This is a genomic window from Streptomyces angustmyceticus (assembly GCF_019933235.1).
Lineage (GTDB): Bacteria > Actinomycetota > Actinomycetes > Streptomycetales > Streptomycetaceae > Streptomyces > Streptomyces angustmyceticus.
In genome coordinates this window covers 2,760,707-2,777,112 of record NZ_CP082945.1, presented here as the reverse complement: position 1 = coordinate 2,777,112, position 16,406 = coordinate 2,760,707, and the positions used below count along the sequence as shown (strand labels likewise).

Here is a 16,406-nt window from a genome sequence, read left to right as displayed (position 1 = left end):
ACACCACCGGAGCCGGAAGCCCCGGGCCGGCGGGCCGACGGCCGGGGCCACCCGGGGTTGCTCCCGGCCGGGACGGCTCAGGCCGTGGTCTCCTCGACGGCCCGCTTGCCGAGGTCCGTACCGATCTCCTCCTCCGCCTCCATCTCCACGACGGTGTCGAGGGCGGTGACGTCCGGGCCGGCCGGCTCCTCCTCGGGGACGAAGCCGGGCAGCCATGCCTCCAGTTCGTCGCGGAGCCGTACCTTCGCCCCCAGCTGGCACAGCACCCCGATCGTGCTCAGGGTCACCCGGTGGATGAGGAGGTAGGCGGGCGGCAGGTTGAGCTGTTTGCCCAACTGGTGGGCGGGGGAGCGCGGATCACCGATCCGGGCGGCCTGCCGGCGCATCCAGCCCCGGGTGAAGGTGAACTCGTCCACCAGGGCGGGTTCGATGATCGGCAGCAGATATTCGAGCACCGCGTCCGGCTCCAGCTCGATGGACTCCTTGACGAAGCCCTCCTCGCACAGCAGCCGGTAGACGGCGTCCGCCTCGCTGTCCAGCGCCATCCGCAGCGAGGTGCCGATCGTCGGCGGCAGGCCCTCGGGCAGCCGGTCGACGGTGCCGAAGTCCAGCACCCCCAGCCGCCACTCCTCGACCGGGCCGTCCGGGAAGTCCCCGGCCAGCAGCCGGAAGTTCCCCGGGTGCGGATCGGCGTGCAGCAGGCCCGTACGGGCGGGGCCGGAGAAGAGGAAGCGGGCCAGCAGCTGACCGGCCCGGTCCCGCTGCTCGTCGGTGCCGTCCGCGATCACCTCCGACAGCGGCACCCCGTCCATCCACTCCGTCACCAGCACCTCGTCGCTCTGGTGTACCACCGCCGGCACCACCACATCCGGGTCGTCGGCGAACTCCTCGGCGTGCGCCCGCTGGGCCGCCGCCTCCAGGGAGTAGTCCAGCTCCTCCGACACCCGGTCGCGCAACTCGGTGATCAGCGGCTTGATGTCCATGCCGGGGATCAGCGGGCCCAGCAGCCGGGCGAACCGGCTCAGCTGCGACAGATCCGACAACAGGGCCTGGCCGGCGCCCGGATACTGCACCTTCACGGCCACCTCACGGCCGTCGTGCCACACCGCACGGTGCACCTGCCCGATCGAGGCCGCCGCCGCCGGTGTGTCCTCGAACTCCTCGAACAGCTCCCGCCAGTCCGCGCCCAGCCGCTCCGCCAGCACCGCGTGCACCGTGCTCGTCGGCATCGGCGGCGCCGCCTCCTGCAGCTTCGTCAGGGCGGCACGGTAGGGGCCGGCGATCTCCTCGGGCAGCGCCGACTCGAAGACGGACAGCGCCTGCCCGAACTTCATCGCCCCGCCCTTCAGTTCGCCGAGCACCTTGAAGAGCTGTTCCGCGGTGCGCTGTTGCAGCTCCCGGCCGACGATTTCGGCGGATCTGCCGCCGATCCGCTTGCCGAGGCCCCAGGTGGCACGGCCGGCGAACCCCAGTGGCAGCGCGGCCAGCTTGGCGGTGCGGGTGACCGCCTTGCGGGGAAGATCAGACATGCGCCCCTCCAACTCACACTGTCCCCCAACCGGGGTTACTCCGTCATTGTGGCGTGTCACGGCCGAGTATCCGAGGCGTCTGCAGCACCCCGCACCCCGGCCGCACCGCAGCCGCACTCCGGATGCGGCTCGATCCGCACCGTCCGCACCGTGGCACACGGCGCGGCGAGCTCCATCCGCGCCCCTGTGCACGGCGGCAGTTCACCGTCCAGGAACGTCAGTGCCTGCACGGCGGCGACCCCGGCGACCGCCGTGGCCAGCGCGGCGTCGCAGGCCGGCACCGCGGGCGCACCGCGCCCCGACCGCCACTGCGCCAGCAGCCGCGGCCAGGCCGGCTCCGCGTCCGTACGGCGCAGTTCATCGCAGCGGGCACAAGCCGAACCACCGGGCAGTACCAACGGACCCACCACACCCGTGCCCTCGATCACCCCCGCGTAAAGATGCGGGATCCCGGCGGTGACCAGCGGCTCGGAGAGCACCGGGTCGGGGGCGTACGCGCCGAGCCCGTCGCGCGGCGCCAGCACCACCAGGGACAGCCCGGGTTCACCGGATTCGCTCAGCGGGACCCTCGGCCGCGGTGTGCGGCCCCAGGGGGAGGACCGGCGGACCAGCCCTCGCGCGGCGGCGTCCCGCCGCTCGCCGGTCCGCTCGGCCGGCAGTGCGCCGGGCATCACGTCCCACGGCCGGACCGTGCCGCCGTCGACCACCTCCACCCGGCCGATCCCGGAGGCCGACAGCAGCCCCGCGATCGCCGCACCGACCCGCCCCGCCCCCTTGACCTTGGCCCGGACCGCCCGGCGCGCCCCCATCCGGGCCAGGGCGCCCGCGGGCTCCGGGTGCCGCACCGAGAGGGACGCCAGGTCGGGCCGCAGCTGCTCGAAGGCGGCCTGGTCGGCCCGGACCGCCTCGGCCGACGGGCCGCCCGCGGTGGGGGATTCCAGCAGTCCGGCCGCGCCGAGCCGGTCCACCACACCCCGTACGTGGTCGGCCGGGAGGTCCAGCGACGCGCCCTCGTCGATCAGTTGCCGCAGGGTGCGGGTGCCGTCGAGCAGGGAGAGGAAGCTGCCCGTCGCCGTGTCGACCGGGCCGACCACCAGCGCATGCGCCGGCGCCACCCCGAACCGCACCGTCTCCCTGTCCCGCCAGCCGCGCCGCAGCGCGGGCTTGAGCATCGGATGCCGCATCTCCGCCCCCGTCCTTCGTCGTCCGGACCCCAGCATGCGCCGTGCCGCGGATTCGCGTGGAAGTTATCCACAGGCGGTGGGTGCCGGTCGTACAACCGGTCCACGCCAAGGAGTGGTTCGGTGGCGAACCGACCGCGGGGCGGGACGTCCCGCCCCGCCAGCGGGTAACGTCGGGCGCGTGCCCGCCGACCCCTCCCACGGCCCGGGAGAGACGCCCCTGCGCCGCGCCGCCGACCCCCCGCGCAGGGCTGCCCCGAGCCCCGACGCCCGCAGGCCGGGCACCAGCGCCGTCGAGGTGCGCCGCAGCTCACGGCGGCGCAGAACGGTCTCGGCGTACCGCGAGGGCGACCGCACCGTCGTCCTGATCCCGGCCCGGATGTCCGAGGCGGAGGAGCGGCGTTGGGTCACCGTGATGCTGGACAAGCTCGCCGCCCAGGAGAGCAAGCGGATGCTGGGCGACGGCGAACTGGCCGAGCGCGCCGAGCGGCTCTCCGGCCAGTATCTGGACGGCCGGGCCCGCCCCGCGACGGTGCGCTGGGTGACCAACCAGAACACCCGATGGGGATCGTGCACCCCGGCGGAGGGCAGCATCCGCCTCTCGCACCGCCTGCAGGGCATGCCGGAGTACGTCATCGACTACGTCCTGCTGCACGAACTCGCCCACCTGCTCGTCCCCGGCCACGGCCCCCGTTTCTGGCGGCTGCTGGAGACCTACCCCCGTACGGAGCGGGCCCGCGGCTACCTCGAAGGAGTGGTCGCGGCCGACCGGCTGCCCCATCTGCCCGCCGCCCGCGGCGACTGACCGGCGGCCGGACCACATCCGCCGCGCCCCGCCATCGCCCGCTGTCGGCGCCAGCGGTTAGCCTGGCCGCGCAGAAGGAACTCACAGCCGGAGCGGGGGACGGACGTTACGTATGGCCAGGGAATTCCAGCGGGGCCACAAGGCCAGGATCGGTGATCTGACGGCGGGAACGGATCTGTACGTCGGCGTGCAGATCGCCGGCCCCGGCCTCACCTTCGACATCAGCTGCTTCGGACTCGACGCCGACGAGCGGCTGTCCGACGACCGGTACTTCGTCTTCTTCAACCAGCCCACCTCGCCCGAGGAGTCGATCCAGCTGCTCGGGGCGCAGGCCGGCGACAGCGAGTCGTTCCGGGTCACCCTCGACAAGATCCCCCCGCACATCCGGAAGCTCTCCTTCACCGCCGCGCTCGACGGCGCCGGCCAGGTCTCGGGGATCGGCCCCGGCTATCTCCGGATCGTGGCCGGCGGCGAGGAGGTCGCCCGCTACTCCTTCAACGGCAGCGAGTTCAGCACCGAACGCGCCGTCATGCTCGGCGACTTCTACCTCAAGGACGTCTGGCGGTTCGCCGCCGTGGGCCAGGGCTTCGACGGCGGGCTGGAGGCGCTGCTGAAGAACTTCGGCGGCGAGGTCGCCGAGGAGGCCGAGACCCCGGTGCCGCCCGCCACGGCGCAGGGCGCGCCCGGCTTCGCGCCGCCGTCCGCTGCGGCCGCCCCCGCGCCCTCCTTCGCGCCGCCCGCCGCACCGGCTCCGCCGCAGCCCGCGCCCGATTTCGGCCCGCCCCAGGGGGCGCCGCAAGCACCCCCGGCCGCGCCCCGGCCCACCGCCCCGCAGGTGCACCACGCGCCCACCCTCGCCGCCCCGCTCGCCCCGCCCGGCCAGCAGCCGCCGGCCCCGTACGGTCAGCCGGCTCCCGGCCAGGACCCGTACGGTCAGCAGCAGACGGTGCCCGGCGGGTTCCCCGGCCAGCAGGCCCCGCAGGCACCGCCCTACGGCCAGCCCGCCCCGCCGCCCGGCGGCTACGGCCCGCCGCAGGGCCAACCCGCCCCCTACGGCCAGCCAGGACAGCAGCCCCCGGGCACCCCGTACGGCGGCGGCCAGGCCCCGGCGGTGCCCCAGGGCGGCGGCCCGAGCCTCGGCGTCGTCCTGGACAAGTACAAGGAAGCCCCCACCGGGCAGCGCTGGACCCCGCAGAACAGCAAGCTGATCCGGGTCGACCTCGGCGTCGACGGCCAGCCGGTGCTCGCCCGCCAGGGCAGCATGGTGCTCTACCAGGGCAAGGTCGACTTCGGCTACAAGGGCGCCGGCTTCCGCGGCCGGATCGTGGGCAACGCCACCGGCCAGGAGATGCAGCTGATGCGCTGCACGGGCCAGGGCCAGGTGTTCTTCGCCGAGACCAGCGCCCACGTCCACCCCATCGAGCTGCAGGGCGACGCCATCTGCGTGTCCGCCGACAGCGTCCTCGCCTTCGACGAGTCGCTGCAGCACGAGGTCCGCCGGATCGAGGGTCACGGCATCCCCGGTGGCGCCCTGTTCACCATGCAGTTCCAGGGGACCGGCACCCTCGTCGTCAAGACCCAGGGCACCCCGGTGGTACTGCCGGTCACCCCGACCACCTTCGCCGACGCCAACGCCATCGTGGCCTGGTCCGCGGGCTCACAGGTGATCATCTCCAGCCAGGTGAGCCTGCGCCGGCAGGCCTTCCCCGGCCACTCGGGCGAGACCGTGAACCTCCAGTTCCGCGGCGCGCCCGGCAACTTCATCGTCGTCCAGCCCTACGAGGTCTGAGGGAGCCCGCACGTCATGAACCAGCAGCAGCTGTCGGGCTACACCCCGACCCCGCCCGCCGCCCGTATGGAGAACCACGGCAGCGCCATGGTGAAGATCGCCATGCAGAGCGGCCAGGACGTCTTCGCCCGCACCGGCTCGATGGTCGCCTACGAGGGCTTCGTCCAGTACGAACCGAACCCGCCCGCCGTCCGCCAGATGGCCTCCCAGTGGCTCACCGGCGAGGGCGCGCCCCTGATGAAGTGCTCCGGGGACGGCCTGCTCTACCTCGCCGACTACGGCGCGGACGTGGTCTGCATCAACCTCGACGGCGACGCGCTCTCCGTCAACGGCACCAACCTCCTCGCCTTCGACGCCCAGCTCCAGTGGGGCGTGCAGCGCGTCAAGGGCATGGCGAAGTTCGCCGGCCAGGGGCTCTTCAACGTCGGGATCTCCGGAACCGGCTGGGTCGCCCTGACCTCCCGGGGCACGCCCATCGTCGTCGACTGCGGCCGCGGCGAGGACGAGACCTACGTGGACCCGGACGCCCTGGTCGCCTGGTCGACCAACCTGAAGATGAAGGGCAAGCGCAGCTTCAAGGCGTCCTCGATGATCGGACGCGGCAGCGGCGAGGCGTACCAACTGGGCTTCTCCGGCCAGGGGTTCGTCGTCGTCCAGCCCAGTGAGGACAGCACCGACCGGCTCCGGGCCCGGGGCTGAGGGGGAGGACCGAACACGCCATGCAGAGTCCGCTTTTCGCCTTCACCGAGGCACAGACCCGGGACCGCTACGCCCTGCAGAACAGCCAGCTGCTGCGCGTCTCCCTCCAGGGCCACGAGGATCTCCTCGCCCGCAAGGGCGCGATGGTCGCCTACCAGGGGCTGCTCGAATTCGACGGCAACTACCAGACGCCGGGCCAGCACCGCACCCGCGCGTACTCCGGCGAGGGCCTCGACCTGATGCGCGTCTCCGGGCAGGGCACGGTCTACCTGGCCAACCTCGCCCAGTACGTCCATGTCGTCGACGTCGACCACGACGGCCTGACCGTCGACAGCAGTTACGTCCTGGCGCTGGACTCCCGCCTCCACTGGGAGGTCGTTTCCGTCGACAGCCAGTACGGCATCTCCGGCACCGGCAAGTACCAGCTCAACATCTCCGGGCAGGGCCAGGTGGTCCTGATGACCTCCGGCGAGCCGCTGATGCTGCAGGTCACCCCGGACAAGTACGTCAACGCCGACGCCGACGCGGTGGTCGCCTGGTCCGCCTCGCTGCGGGTGCAGATGCAGGCGCAGACGCACTCCTCCGCGGTGTGGCGCCGGCGCGGCAACACGGGCGAGGGCTGGGAACTCAGCTTCCTCGGCCAGGGCTACGCACTGGTCCAGCCCAGCGAGCTGCTGCCGCCGCAGAACGCCGTCATCGGGTCCGGCATGGCCGCCCAGTTCGGTATGGGCCAGCAGGGCGCGCACGGCATGAACCAGGGCAACATCTTCACCAACTGACCGGCCCGCCCGCGGCGCCGCCAACCGGCGGCCGTCACCCGGCCGTTGACACGCTGTGGCGCCCGCCCCGGGAAGGGGGCGGGCGCCACAACGCGTGCAAGCCGGTCCGCGTCCTCGGGGGACCGTCCGGAGAGCCGCCTCCCCTAGAGGAGGGCGCGGGTGCGCTCCACGAGCCGCACCACCGACGTGTCGGCGACGCCGGGCACCTCGTCGTAGGGGAACCACCGCAGGTCCAGCGACTCGTCGCTGATCGCCGCCACCGCGTCCGCGGGGGCCAGCGCCGCGTACTGGACATCGAGATGCACCGCGCAGGGCGTGTGATGACGGTCCAGGCGCACCGGGCCGCCGGGCAGCAGCGTCAGCCCCCGCGCGATCCCCGATTCCTCGCGCGCCTCGCGCAGCGCCGCGTCGGCGAGCGAGGAGTCCTCAGGCTCGCAGTGGCCGCCCATCTGCAGCCACATCTCCAGCTTGCGGTGCAGGGTCAGCAGCACCCGCCCGCCGGCCGGATCGATCACCAGGGCGCTGGCCGTGAGATGCCCGTCCTTGCAGGGCTTCCACATGCCGTCCTCATGGGCGGCGAGGTGGTCGAGATACGCCAGCCGCAGCTGTTCCTGTTCGGGGGACGGCGCGGGCCACTCCTTGAGCACCCGCGCCGCGTCCTCGCGCAGACTCACTTCTCGCCGTCGCCCTTGCTCTCGCCGGGGGTCTCGTCCGGGCCGTCGCTCTCCCGGGCCGGCTTGCCCAGGTCGGGCTTGCCGCCGCTCGCGGCCTCGCCGAGCATCTTGTCGAGCTCGGAGAAGTCCGGCTGCTCGTGGTGCACAAAACCGTCCGGGTCGTCCAGGTCGGCCGCCGTCGGCAGCATGTCCGGGTGCTCCCACAGGCCGTCGCGGCCCTCCAGGCCCCGCGCGTCCGTCAGCGACGCCCACAGCCGCGAGGCGTCCCGCAGCCGCCGCGGCCGCAGCTGCAGACCGATCAGCGTCGAGAACGTCTGCTCGGCGGGGCCGCCGCTGGCCCGGCGCCGCCGCAGCGTCTCACGGAGCTTGTCGGCGGACGGCAGATGCGGCTTGGCGGCGGCGTGCACCACCGCGTCCACCCAGCCCTCGACGAGGGCCAGCGCGGTCTCCAGACGGGCCAGCGCCGCCTTCTGCTCCGGGGTGTCCTCGGGCTGGAACATGCCCTGCTGAAGGGCGTTCTGCAGCTCCTCGGGATGCTGCGGATCGATCTGGCCGACCACGTCCTCCAGCTTGGTCGTGTCGACCTTGATGCCGCGCGCATAGCCCTCGACGGCACCGAACAGATGCGAGCGCAGCCACGGCACATGCGCGAAGAGCCGCTGGTGGGCGGCCTCGCGCAGGGCCAGGTACAGCCGCACCTCCTCCTCCGGCACGCCCAGGCCCTCGCCGAACCTCGCGATGTTCCCCGGCAGCAGCGCGGCCTTGCCGGCCGGCCCCAGCGGAAGCCCGATGTCCGTCGACCCCACGACCTCGCCGGCCAGCACGCCCAGCGCCTGGCCGATCTGGGTGCCGAACATCGCGCCGCCCATGGAGCGCATCATCCCGAGCAGCGGGCCCGCCATGGCCTGCATCTCCCCGGGCAGGACATCGCCCATGGCCGCTCCGACGCGCTCGGCGAGCGGGTTGACCAGGTCCTTCCACACCGGGAGGGTCTCCTCGACCCACTCCGCGCGGCTCCAGGCCACCACCGAGCCGGAGCCCGACGGCAGCGACGTCACACCGTCCAGCCACAGGTCCGCCAGGCGCACGGCCTCCTCGACCGCGCCGCGCTCGCCCGGCGACAGGCTCGCGTCCTTGCTGCCGTCCTCGGCGCCCTGCGCCACGGTCTGCCGGGCGATGTCCTTGGCCATGTCCCAGTTCACCGGGCCGCCCTCGTAGGAGAGCATCTGGCCGAGCTTCTGGAACGCGGCTCCCAGGTCGCCAGGGTTCATCTCGCCGCCGGGGCCGCCCATGCCGCCGAAGAGCGCCGCGAACGGATTGTCCGCGCCGCCGCTCCCGCTGCCGAACCCGAACGGGTTCGCGGGGCCCTGGCTACCTCCCTGGCCGCCCTTCTGCTTGCCGTTGTCGCCGTCCTCCGGCTCCTCCGGCGGAAGGCCGAATCCAAATGGGGTGTCACTCACGGGTTTCCTCGGCTCGTAGGGCCGCCGACCAGGTGGCCGACGGCGGCTGCCCGACATCACCTCCAGCGTAGACACCCGGACCGCTTCGGGGCTCGGTGCTTCGCTGACCCGGTGGCTGCGGCAGGATGGACGCCACCTGGTGCGTACGCATGACCACACGTCCGCACTGAAGACAACCGCTGGAGACGCCCGGTGAGTTCCCCAGATCCGACCGTTCGCGCAGCGCGAAACGCTGCGGCCCAGACCGAGCAGGCGGGCGACACCGCAGGCGGGGCCACGGACCGGCCGCTGCGCCGGCCCGTGGTGGCCGTGACCGGAGCCGCCTCCGGAGTCGGCGCGCTGCTCACGCGCGCCCTGGTCGCCTCCGACGAGGTCAAGGAGGTGGTGGCCATCGACGAGCGGCGCGGCGACGTCGCCGAGGCGCACTGGCACGTCCTGGACGTCCGCGACCCGGCCATCGCCGACAAGCTGCGCGGCGCGGACGTCGTCGTCCACCTGGCGCTCGACCTCGACCTGGAGACCGACGCCGCGGCCCGCACCGCCTACAACGTGCGCGGCACCCAGACCGTGCTCACCGCCGCCGCGGCCGCCGGCGTCCACCGGGTGGTGCTGTGCACCTCCGCGATGGTCTACGGGGCGCTGCCCGACAACGACGTCCCCCTGGCCGAGGACGCCGAGCTGCGGGCCACCGCGGACGCCACCGGCGTCGGCGACCTCCTGGAGATCGAGCACCTGGCACACCGCGCGCCCCGCGCGCACCCCGGCCTGAACGTCACCGTGCTGCGCCCCACCGTCCTGGTGGGCGGCACGGACACCGCGCTGACCCGCTACTTCGAATCGCCCCGCCTCCTGGTCGTCGCCGGGTCCCGCCCCGCCTGGCAGTTCTGCCACGTCGAGGACCTGGTCAGCGCCCTGGAGTTCGCCGCCCTGGAGAAGGTCGACGGCGAGCTGGCGGTGGGCTGCGACGGCTGGCTGGAACAGGAGGAGGTCGAGGAGCTCTCCGGTATCCGGCGCATGGAGCTGCCGTCCTCGGTGGCGCTGGGCGCCGCGGCCCGACTGCACCGCATCGGCCTGACGCCGTCGCCCGCCGGCGACCTCGCGTACACGATGCATCCGTGGGTGGTCAGCGGCAGCCGGCTGCACGATGCCGGCTGGCGTCCCCGGTGGACGAACGAGGAGGTGCTCGCCGAGCTCCTGGAGGAGGTCGCCGGGCGGCACACCGTCGCGGGCCGCCGGCTGGGCCGCAAGGACGCCACCGCCGCGGGCGCGGCCGGTGCCACCGTCGCCCTCCTGGGCACCGCCGCGCTGGTGCGCCGCGCCCGTAAGGCCCGCCGCCGCATCTGAGGGGAACCGGGCCCGCCGTCCTGGAGGAGTCTCCATACGGCGGCCCGTAGGCCCGGTGGAAACGGCCATGACGCGCCGCGGGCCGCGTACGGCACGATGGGGGTATGCCTGGCACGCCCTCCCCCTCGTCCCCCGGCCGCGACCACCCCGGTGAGCAGGCCGCCCCGGATCCGATCCGGCTCCTGGAGATCCGCGAGCGCGCGCTGTCCGTGGACGAGGTGTTCGCGGCGGTGGGCGACGCGGCGGCCGGCGGCACCGCCCTGTTCGTCGGCACGGTCCGCTCGCACGACAACGGCGCCGACGTCGACGGCCTGGGCTACTCCGCGCACCCGACGGCCGAGGCGGAGATGCGCCGGATCGCCGAGAAGGTGATCGCCGACTACCCGGTGCGGGCGCTGGCCGCCGTCCACCGCGTGGGGGACCTGCGCATCGGGGACCTGGCCGTCGTGGTCGCCGTGTCCTGCCCGCACCGCGCCGAGGCGTTCGAGGCATGCCGCAGGCTGATCGACGACCTCAAGCACGAGGTACCGATCTGGAAGCACCAGACGTTCTCGGACGGCACCGAGGAATGGGTGGGGGCGTAGCCCCCCGCGTGCGTAAGGCTCCCCCTCCCGTGCGTAAGCGCGGATTCCCGGGGCAGGCGAGAGGACAGACGCGCAGGCAGGGGCCCTGTCGCCGCGGGGTCGTGGCCGCCGGACGCGAGGCCGAACCGGTGCCTTGTGTTCCGGTTGCGTAACCCGCCCCCTGGCGTGAGCGTTGACCCAGCAGATGGTTAATCTGCTTATTCGTCGATCGCGGTCGTCACAAGGGGTTGGGAGGTCGCTGATGGGTGCGCTCCTCTGGTTGCTGATTCCGGTGGGTGCGGGGCTGGTTGCCGCGGTGTGGAGCAGCTGGGCCCTGCGGAACCGCAAGGCCGGGGACGTCGCGGAACTCGCGGGCTACGCCCGGTTCCGGGACGCCATGGAGAAGGAGCATCCCGTTCCCGTCCCCGATCCCGCCTCGGATCCCGTCTGACCTTCCCGCCGGTCCGTGAGGGCCGGCGCCGCACCCGGTGACCACGGCCGCACAGGCGGGTGTTCGCCCTCGTACGGACGGCCCCGCGGGCCGGTTGTCATACCCGTCCCGTACTGTCGTTCCATGCCACGCCGCACCGCGACGCTGCTCGCCTCGACCCTGATGCTGATCGCGCTGCTCTGCGCCGGGGTGCTGATCCCCGTGCCGTACTCCGAGATGTCGCCGGGGCCGACGGTCAACACCCTCGGCGATCACGACGGCGAGCCGGTGCTGCAGATCTCCGGGCGCAAGACGTACCCGACGACCGGTCACCTCAACATGACCACGGTCCGCGTCACCGGCCCCGACTACCGCATGAACCTCTTCGAGGCGGTGTACGGCTGGCTCGACCACGACAACGCCGTGGTGCCGCACAAGACGCTCTACCCCGAGGGGCAGACGGCCGAGCAGGCCGACCAGGAGAACGCCGAGGAGTTCAGCCAGTCCCAGGAGAGCGCCAAGACCTCGGCCCTCCGTCAGCTGCACATCCCGGTCGCCTCCCAGACCGTCGTCGGTTCCGTCGTCAAGGACAAGCCGGCCGACGGGCGGCTGCACGCGGGCGATGTGATCAAGGCCGTGGACGGCACGGCGGTCAAGCAGGCCGGCGACGTCGCCAAGCTCGTCACCCGGCACAAGCCGGGCGAGAAGGTCGTCTTCACGATCATCCCCGCCAAGGAGGCCGCCGCGGCCGAGAAGCGGGGCAAGAAGCCCGCGACCGGCGCCCGGCAGATCGCGATCACCACGCAGAAGGCCGAGGACGGCCGCGCCATCGTGGGCATCCAGGCCGGGGTGGACCACATCTTCCCGTTCCCCATCGACGTCAAGCTGGCCGACGTCGGCGGCCCCAGTGCCGGGCTGATGTTCGCGCTCGGCATCGTCGACAAGCTCACGCCCGGGGACATGACCGGCGGCAAGTTCGTGGCCGGCACGGGCACCATCGACGACAAGGGCAAGGTCGGCCCGATCGGTGGCATCTCGATGAAGACGGTCGGCGCGCGCGACAAGGGCGCCCGGTACTTCCTGACGCCGAAGGAGAACTGCGCCGCCGCGGCCAAGGACACCCCCGAGGGGCTCACCCTGGTCAAGGTCGGCACCATAGGCGACGCCGTCAAGGCGCTGGAGAAGATCCGCACGGGCGACACCGCGGCCCTGCCCAGCTGCAGCCCCGCGGGTCACGCCTAGAACGGCCCCGGTGGCGCCCCGGGGCGTCACCGGACAGCCGCCCGGGCCGCGGACGCGCACGTCCGGCCCGGGTGCCGCCCGGCAGGCCGCGGTCAGCCCTCGAACGTCGCCGCGAGCGCTTCCGCGAGGCCCGGCACCAGCGCCGCGCCGGTGAGCACCTCGGACGTGGAGTCCTTCTCGCGCAGCCGCAGCGCCGACTCCCGCCGGCCGTCCCGCAGCACGGCCACCGTCATCCGGACCTCCTGGCGGTCCGGGTGCCCGGCGACCCACTTGGCGAGCTGGGCCTCGTCCATGCCCGCGGGCTCGGAGTCCTCGGCCGACGGGGGCAGCATCAGCCGCTCCACGGTCAGGGCGCAGCCGGTGACGGCGTCGGGCCAGGCAATGGTGGCGAGGAACTCGTCCAGCGGGACGCCCGCCGGGATCTCGTCCTGTTCCACGGGGGTCAGGGACGCGGTGGAGGAGTCGTCGATGCCGAGCTGGGCGGCGAGCGAGGGCTCCTGCGCCCGCAGCTTGGCGGTGTCGACGAGGGCGAACAGTCGGGCGGGCTGATCCCAGCCGAGCCCGGCGCTGTACTCGTCGATCTCGAGCACCGCGCGGGTCAGGGGGTCGGCGGCGAGGGGGGTGCCGGCAGCGGGAGAGCCAGGAAGGTCAGTCATGCTCAACATCGTGCCTTGTGTACCCCGGAAAGCGGGAACTGAGTAAAGCCTTCGTAAGTTGCATCGGTGGGTCCTACTATCGCCGGGCCTGCTCCACACGACAGCGAACTTCGAGGTGCGCACCTTGGCTTTCCAGATGCCGGACCGCGGCGGAGGCCCGACAGGGCCACGGATCAGAGTCGGCCGACCATCGCGGCGGATCCGGACCCTGCTCATGACGTTGGGTGTGCTGGCCGTACTGGCCATGCTCTTCGTGATGTTTGCGGGGTTCTGGACCGATTGGCTCTGGTACCGGTCGGTCAAGTACTCCTCGGTCTTCACCACCACCCTGTGGACCAAGATCGGCCTGTTCTTCGCCTTCGGCGTCGTGATGGCGGCGTCCGTCGGCGTCAACGTCTGGCTGGCGCACCGGCTGCGGCCGCCGCTGAGCGCGATGTCCGTGGAGCAGCAGAGCCTGGACCGCTACCGCATGGGCATCGCGCCCTTCAAGAAGTGGGCGCTGATCGCGGTCACGGCGGTGATCGGCCTGATCGCCGGTGCCTCCGCCTCGGGTGAGTGGCGGACCTGGCTGCAGTGGGTCAACGCCGTGCCCTTCGGGAAGACGGACCCGCAGTTCGGCAAGGACATCTCGTTCTACACCTTCGACCTGCCCTGGTACCGCTTCCTGTTGAGCTTCGGCTTCGCCTGCGCGGTGCTGTGCCTGGTCGCCGCGGCGCTGACGCACTACCTCTACGGCGGGCTGCGGCTGACCAGCCCCGGCTCGCGGGCGACCGCGGCCGCCACCGGCCATCTGTCGGTGCTGCTGGGGATCTTCGTCTCGCTCAAGGCGATCGCGTACTGGCTCGACCGGTACGGCCTGGCGGTCAAGTCCAGCGGCCTGAAGTCGGCCGACAACTGGACGGGCCTGCGGTACGTCGACGCCAACGCCTACCTCCCGGCGAAGACGATCCTGTTCTTCATCGCGGCGATCTGCGCGGTGCTGTTCTTCGCCACCCTCTGGCGGCGGACATGGCAGCTGCCGGTGATCGGCTTCGGCCTGATGGTGCTCTCGGCGATCCTGATCGGCGGGCTGTACCCGGCGATCGTGCAGAAGTTCCAGGTCCAGCCGAACGAGCAGGCCAAGGAAGCGCCGTACATCAAGCAGAACATCAAGGCGACCCGGGACGCGTACGACATCCAGGACTCGCGGGTCACGCCGTACAAGGGCGACTACAAGCCCGCCGACAAGGCGGACGGCCAGCGGCTGCGCGATGACGCGGACACCACCGCCAGCATGCGCCTGCTCGACCCGAACGTGGTCTCGCCGGCCTTCCAGCAACAGCAGCAGGTGCGCGGGTACTACCAGTTCCCCTCCACCCTCGACGTCGACCGCTACAAGGACAAGGACGGTGCCGAGCAGGACACCGTCATCGGTCTGCGCGAGCTGAACATCGCCGGCATCCCCGAGCGCAACTGGATCAACGACCACTTCAAGTACACCCATGGCTACGGCGCGGTCGCCGCCAAGGGGACCGAGGCCGCCGACGGCGGCGGCCCGAAGTACACCGAGTCGGACCTGCCCGCCAAGGGGCAGCTGCCGCCGTACCAGCAGCGGGTGTACTACGGCGAGAAGACCTCCCAGTACTCCATCGTCGGCGGTCCGCAGAAGGAGCTGGACTACTCCGACGACAGCGGCGAGAAGAGCTACAGCTACCGCGGCAAGAGCGGCGTCAACCTCGCCAACCCCGTCAACCGTGCCGCCTACGCGGTGGCGTTCGGCGAGCCGCAGATCCTCTACTCCGGAGCGATCGGCAAGGGCTCGCGGATCCTGTACAACCGCACGCCCAAGGAGCGCGTCGAGGCCGTCGCCCCCTGGCTGACCATCGACGGCGACGCCTACCCGGCGGTCATCGACGGCCGGATCAAGTGGATCGTCGACGCCTACACCACCAGCAACGGCTACCCCTACGCCTCGCGCACCACGCTCGGGGACAGCACGGCCGATTCGCTCACCGACGGGCAGCGGGCGGTGGTGGCCCAGCAGAACCAGGTCAACTACATCCGCAACTCCGTCAAGGCGACGGTCGACGCCTACGACGGTTCGGTGAAGCTCTACCAGTGGGACGAGAAGGACCCGGTCCTCAAGACCTGGATGAAGTCCTTCCCCGGCACCGTCGAGAAGAAGAGCGCCATAAGCCCGGCGCTCCGCGAGCACCTGCGCTACCCGCAGGACCTCTTCAAGGTGCAGCGCCAGCTGCTGACCACGTACCACGTCACGGACCCGGGCACCTTCTACACCGGCTCCGAGCGCTGGCAGATCCCGAACGACCCGACGACCAAGTCGGTCAACGCGGTTCCGCCGTACTACCTGAGCATGAAGATGCCGGACCAGAAGAACCGCACGTTCTCGCTGACGACGACCTTCACGCCCAACAAGCGCGACAACCTCGGTGCGTTCATGGCCGTCGACGCCAACGCCACCAGCGGCGACTACGGCAAGATCAGACTGCTGAAACTGCCCTCGCAGACGCCGGTGCCGGGGCCGCAGCTGGTGCAGTCGAAGTTCAACTCCGATCCGAACATCGCCAATGAGCTCAACATCCTCAAGAAGCTCGGCGACTCGGAGATCGAGTACGGCAACCTGCTGACCGTCCCCCTGGACGGCGGGCTGCTCTACGTCGAACCCGTGTACCTGCGCGGCGCCAACACCAACTACCCGCTGCTGAAGAAGGTGTTGGTCAGCTACGGCGACAACAAGCCAGTCCTGGAGGACTCCCTCAAGGACGCGCTGGACGTGGTCTTCGGCAAGAAGGCGCCCAGTACGGGCTCGCAGAAACCGCCGGGCGGCGGCGACACCCGTACGCAGCCCCCGTCGGGGCAGACCGTGCAGCAGGCCCTGGGCGACGCGCAGAAGGCCTACGAGGAGGGCGAGAAGGCGCGCGCCGCGGGCGACTGGGCCGGCTACGGCGAGGCCCAGAAGAAGCTCAAGGCGGCGCTCGACCGTGCGGCGAAGGCGTCCGAGAAGGGCGGCAAGCCGGGCGGCTGAGCCGGCCGGGCGTCCCGGCCCGGTGGCCGCCGGTGCGAACCGGCGGCCACCGGCGCCACGGCGGCGCCGGACCACCCCGCCGCCGTGATACCTTGAGGACACAACGACGCGGGGTGGAGCAGCTCGGTAGCTCGCTGGGCTCATAACCCAGAGGTCGCAGGTTCAAATCCTGTCCCCGCTACCAAAGACGAAGGCCCGGATCCTCCAGGATCCGGGCCTTCGTCATGTGT

14 protein-coding genes and 1 tRNA gene are annotated in these 16,406 nt (G+C 72.0%); 10 read left to right on the top strand and 5 right to left on the bottom strand.

Translation table 11 applies throughout. From position 1 onward, the window contains the following. Positions 1-77: 77 nt before the first annotated feature. Both K7396_RS12475 and K7396_RS12470 read right to left on the bottom strand, forming a co-directional pair. Positions 78-1,529 (bottom strand): ABC1 kinase family protein, encoded by a 1,452-nt coding sequence (locus K7396_RS12475; protein WP_086721267.1) that lies wholly within the window; start codon positions 1,527-1,529, stop codon positions 78-80. Between the two features lie 56 nt (positions 1,530-1,585). Further along, positions 1,586-2,713: a ThiF family adenylyltransferase gene (locus K7396_RS12470; protein WP_167392840.1), complete on the bottom strand. Its 1,128-nt coding sequence runs from the start codon at positions 2,711-2,713 to the stop codon at positions 1,586-1,588. A 178-nt stretch (positions 2,714-2,891) separates the two neighbouring features. Here K7396_RS12470 and K7396_RS12465 point away from each other — a divergent pair, with 178 nt between their 5' ends. From K7396_RS12465 to K7396_RS12450, 4 genes are all read left to right on the top strand, one after another. After that, complete coding sequence (locus tag K7396_RS12465) at positions 2,892-3,515, top strand: M48 metallopeptidase family protein (RefSeq protein WP_152104569.1); 624 nt, start codon at positions 2,892-2,894, stop codon at positions 3,513-3,515. Between the two features lie 112 nt (positions 3,516-3,627). Next, positions 3,628-5,304: a TerD family protein gene (locus tag K7396_RS12460; RefSeq protein WP_152104570.1), complete on the top strand. Its 1,677-nt coding sequence runs from the start codon at positions 3,628-3,630 to the stop codon at positions 5,302-5,304. Positions 5,305-5,319: 15 nt separating this feature from the next. Continuing rightward, positions 5,320-6,003: an AIM24 family protein gene (locus K7396_RS12455; RefSeq protein WP_086719666.1), complete on the top strand. Its 684-nt coding sequence runs from the start codon at positions 5,320-5,322 to the stop codon at positions 6,001-6,003. 20 nt (positions 6,004-6,023) lie between these two features. Then, positions 6,024-6,782: an AIM24 family protein gene (locus K7396_RS12450; protein ID WP_086719667.1), complete on the top strand. Its 759-nt coding sequence runs from the start codon at positions 6,024-6,026 to the stop codon at positions 6,780-6,782. A gap of 143 nt (positions 6,783-6,925) precedes the next feature. Here the strand turns inward: K7396_RS12450 and K7396_RS12445 are convergent, their stop codons facing one another. Together K7396_RS12445 and K7396_RS12440 are read right to left on the bottom strand one after the other, a co-directional pair. Further along, on the bottom strand, positions 6,926-7,456 hold the full coding sequence (locus K7396_RS12445; protein WP_086719668.1) for an NUDIX hydrolase: 531 nt from the start codon (positions 7,454-7,456) through the stop codon (positions 6,926-6,928). After that, positions 7,453-8,916 (bottom strand): zinc-dependent metalloprotease, encoded by a 1,464-nt coding sequence (locus tag K7396_RS12440; RefSeq protein ID WP_086719669.1) that lies wholly within the window; start codon positions 8,914-8,916, stop codon positions 7,453-7,455. The genes K7396_RS12445 and K7396_RS12440 overlap by 4 nt, the downstream gene beginning before the upstream one ends. Positions 8,917-9,108: 192 nt before the next feature. On the opposite strand from K7396_RS12440, the gene K7396_RS12435 reads away from it, so the two are divergent. The 4 genes from K7396_RS12435 to K7396_RS12420 all read left to right on the top strand — a co-directional run bounded on the left by K7396_RS12435 (position 9,109) and on the right by K7396_RS12420 (position 12,495). After that, positions 9,109-10,260, top strand: a complete 1,152-nt coding sequence (locus K7396_RS12435) for an SDR family oxidoreductase (protein ID WP_152104571.1) — start codon at positions 9,109-9,111, stop codon at positions 10,258-10,260. A 104-nt stretch (positions 10,261-10,364) separates the two neighbouring features. After that, positions 10,365-10,844 carry a molybdenum cofactor biosynthesis protein MoaE gene (locus K7396_RS12430; protein WP_086716818.1) on the top strand — a complete coding sequence of 160 codons (480 nt, stop codon included), beginning with the start codon at positions 10,365-10,367 and terminating at the stop codon, positions 10,842-10,844. 241 nt (positions 10,845-11,085) lie between these two features. Further along, the gene (locus K7396_RS12425; RefSeq protein ID WP_086716817.1) at positions 11,086-11,274 is read left to right on the top strand and encodes a hypothetical protein; all 189 of its coding nucleotides are present in this window, start codon (positions 11,086-11,088) and stop codon (positions 11,272-11,274) included. 123 nt (positions 11,275-11,397) lie between these two features. Next, on the top strand, positions 11,398-12,495 hold the full coding sequence (locus K7396_RS12420) for a YlbL family protein (protein ID WP_086716816.1): 1,098 nt from the start codon (positions 11,398-11,400) through the stop codon (positions 12,493-12,495). Positions 12,496-12,587: 92 nt separating this feature from the next. Here K7396_RS12420 and K7396_RS12415 read toward each other — a convergent pair whose 3' ends face one another. Then, the gene (locus tag K7396_RS12415) at positions 12,588-13,160 is read right to left on the bottom strand and encodes a PPA1309 family protein (protein ID WP_373866914.1); all 573 of its coding nucleotides are present in this window, start codon (positions 13,158-13,160) and stop codon (positions 12,588-12,590) included. 205 nt (positions 13,161-13,365) lie between these two features. Between K7396_RS12415 and K7396_RS12410 the strand changes: the two genes are divergently transcribed. Beyond that, positions 13,366-16,176 carry a UPF0182 family membrane protein gene (locus tag K7396_RS12410; RefSeq protein ID WP_086716815.1) on the top strand — a complete coding sequence of 937 codons (2,811 nt, stop codon included), beginning with the start codon at positions 13,366-13,368 and terminating at the stop codon, positions 16,174-16,176. A 107-nt stretch (positions 16,177-16,283) separates the two neighbouring features. Then, positions 16,284-16,360: transfer RNA gene (locus K7396_RS12405), tRNA-Met, on the top strand. Positions 16,361-16,406 lie beyond the last annotated feature (46 nt).

What these genes read in the sequence shown, in the direction of transcription:
- K7396_RS12460 (WP_152104570.1), top strand. Translation starts at nt 3,628, where the DNA reads ATGGCCAGGGAATTCCAGCGGGGCCACAAGGCCAGGATCGGTGATCTG.
- K7396_RS12420 (WP_086716816.1), top strand. Translation starts at nt 11,398, where the DNA reads ATGCCACGCCGCACCGCGACGCTGCTCGCCTCGACCCTGATGCTGATC.
- K7396_RS12475 (WP_086721267.1), bottom strand. Translation starts at nt 1,529, where the DNA reads ATGTCTGATCTTCCCCGCAAGGCGGTCACCCGCACCGCCAAGCTGGCC.
- K7396_RS12455 (WP_086719666.1), top strand. Translation starts at nt 5,320, where the DNA reads ATGAACCAGCAGCAGCTGTCGGGCTACACCCCGACCCCGCCCGCCGCC.
- K7396_RS12425 (WP_086716817.1), top strand. Translation starts at nt 11,086, where the DNA reads ATGGGTGCGCTCCTCTGGTTGCTGATTCCGGTGGGTGCGGGGCTGGTT.
- K7396_RS12450 (WP_086719667.1), top strand. Translation starts at nt 6,024, where the DNA reads ATGCAGAGTCCGCTTTTCGCCTTCACCGAGGCACAGACCCGGGACCGC.
- K7396_RS12470 (WP_167392840.1), bottom strand. Translation starts at nt 2,713, where the DNA reads ATGCGGCATCCGATGCTCAAGCCCGCGCTGCGGCGCGGCTGGCGGGAC.
- K7396_RS12415 (WP_373866914.1), bottom strand. Translation starts at nt 13,160, where the DNA reads ATGTTGAGCATGACTGACCTTCCTGGCTCTCCCGCTGCCGGCACCCCC.
- K7396_RS12430 (WP_086716818.1), top strand. Translation starts at nt 10,365, where the DNA reads ATGCCTGGCACGCCCTCCCCCTCGTCCCCCGGCCGCGACCACCCCGGT.
- K7396_RS12410 (WP_086716815.1), top strand. Translation starts at nt 13,366, where the DNA reads ATGACGTTGGGTGTGCTGGCCGTACTGGCCATGCTCTTCGTGATGTTT.